Here is a 2113-nt window from a genome sequence, read left to right on the forward strand (position 1 = left end):
CGGCGGCCAGAACGCGCAGGCACCCGACGGGCCGGCAGCCGACGGGCGGGGCGCGAACGGGCGCGGGCAGCGGCCCGGCGGAGCCGGAGTGCGCGGCGGGTTCGGCGGCGGCCCCGGAGGCGGCGTCGACACCCAGATGCTCACCTACCTGGAGAAGAACCAGGGCGGGGCCACCTGGCTCGTCGCCGTCTCCAGCGCCCAGGAGGCCTCCTCGATCATCCTGCGGACCGGGCGCCCCGCCATCGCCATGGGCGGCTTCACCGGCAGCGACCCCGCCATGACCGTCGCCAAGCTCCAGCAGTACGTCAAGGACGGCAAGCTCCGCTACATCCTGCTCGGCGGCCGCATGGGCCCCGGCGGCGGCGACACCGCCGTCACCGCCTGGGTCCAGAAGAACGCCACCCCCGTCGACGCCGGCGCCTACGGCGGCACCACCGGCTCCACCGGCGACGGCTCCACCGGCGCCCGGCTCTACAAGCTCGGCTGAACAGGGACACCACGATGACCACCACGATCCCGGCCGCCCCGCCCGCGCACCGCACCCCGCGCGGGCGGGGCGGCCTCCAACGGCGGCTGCTGCGCGGCCCCGCCGCCGACCCCGCCTGGGCCCGGCCCGCGCTGCTGGCCCTGCTCACCGCGACCGGCGTCGCCTACATCTGGGGACTCGGCGCGTCCGGCTGGGCCAACGCGTTCTACTCCGCCGCCGTCCAGGCCGGCGCCACCAGCTGGAAGGCGTTCTTCTTCGGCTCCTCCGACGCCGCCAACGCCATCACCGTCGACAAACCGCCCGCCGCGCTGTGGCCGATGGCCCTGACCGCCCGGCTGTTCGGCGTCAACGCCTGGAGCATCCTCGTCCCGCAGGCCCTCGTGGGCGTGGCGACCGTCGCGGTCCTGCACGCGGCCGTCCGCCGCCGCTTCCCCGCCTGGGCGGCCCTGCTCGCCGGCGCCGCGCTCGCCCTGACGCCGGTGGCCGCGCTGATGTTCCGGTTCAACAACCCCGACGCCCTGCTGGTGCTGCTGCTGACCTGCGGCGCCTACGCGGCGCTGCGCGCCCAGGAGAGCGCGGGCACCCGGTGGCTGCTGCTCGCCGCCGCCTGCACCGGAACCGGGTTCCTGGCCAAGATGCTCCAGGCGTTCCTGGTCGTCCCGGTGTTCGCGCTGGTCTACCTGCTCGCCGCGCCCGCGCCCTGGCGGCGCCGGCTGTGGCAGCTGACCGCCGCCGGGGGAGTGCTGCTCGCCTCGGCCGGGTGGTGGGTCGCGGCCGTCGCGCTGGTGCCCGCCTCCGCCCGCCCCTACATCGGCGGATCGCAGCACGACTCCGTCCTGGAACTGGCCCTCGGCTACAACGGGCTCGGACGCCTCAACGGCGAGGAGACCGGCGGCCTCGGCAACCTCGACCAGGACGCCGGATGGGGCCGCATGTTCGGGCCCGTCATCGGCGGCCAGATCTCCTGGCTGCTGCCCGCCGCGCTCGTCCTGCTCGCCGCCGGGCTGTGGGCCACGCGCCGCGCGCCCCGCACCGACCCCGCCCGCGCCGCCCTGGCGCTGTGGGGCGGATGGCTCCTGCTCACCGCCGCGATCTTCAGCTGGATGCAGGGCATCTTCCACGAGTACTACACCGTCGCGCTCGCCCCCGCGATCGCCGCGCTCACCGGGACGGGCGCCGCGCTGCTGTGGGAGCGCCGCCGCGCCCCCGCGGCCGCCGCGGTCCTGTCGGCGACCGTCGCCCTCACCGCCCTGTGGGCCTACGTGCTGCTCGGCCGGTCGCCGGACTGGCACCCCTGGCTCGCGCCCGCGGTCGCTGCCGCCGGGCTCCTGGCCGCGGCCGGACTGGCCGCCGCGCGGCTGCTGCGCGGCCCCGCCCTCGCCGCGGTCGCCGCCCTGGCGGTCCTGGCCTGCCTCGCCGGGCCCGCCGCCTACGCCGCCGAGACCGTCCGCACCCCGCACACCGGCGCCATCGTCACCGCCGGCCCCGCCACCGCCACCGGTCCCGGACGCGGCGGCCCGGGGCGGGGTGCCCGACCCGCCGCGGCCCGGGGCGAGGCCCCCCGCCCCCGGCCCCCCCCCCCCCACCCGCGCCGCGCCCCCCGCCGCCAGCCCCCGCGACCCCCCC

Annotated in this window: 2 protein-coding genes; both read left to right on the forward strand. The window is 78.4% G+C overall.

The features are described from left to right. A partial coding sequence (locus ABWI04_RS42590; protein WP_502913226.1) for a mannosyltransferase YkcB-related protein occupies positions 1–487 on the forward strand: 487 nt, incomplete at its 5' end. Between the two features lie 14 nt (positions 488–501). Continuing rightward, on the forward strand, positions 502–2113 hold a 1612-nt coding region (locus ABWI04_RS42595; RefSeq protein WP_353835963.1), incomplete at its 3' end, for an ArnT family glycosyltransferase.

This window comes from Actinomadura sp. NPDC000929, from assembly GCF_040492065.1.
Taxonomy (GTDB): domain Bacteria; phylum Actinomycetota; class Actinomycetes; order Streptosporangiales; family Streptosporangiaceae; genus Spirillospora; species Spirillospora verrucosospora.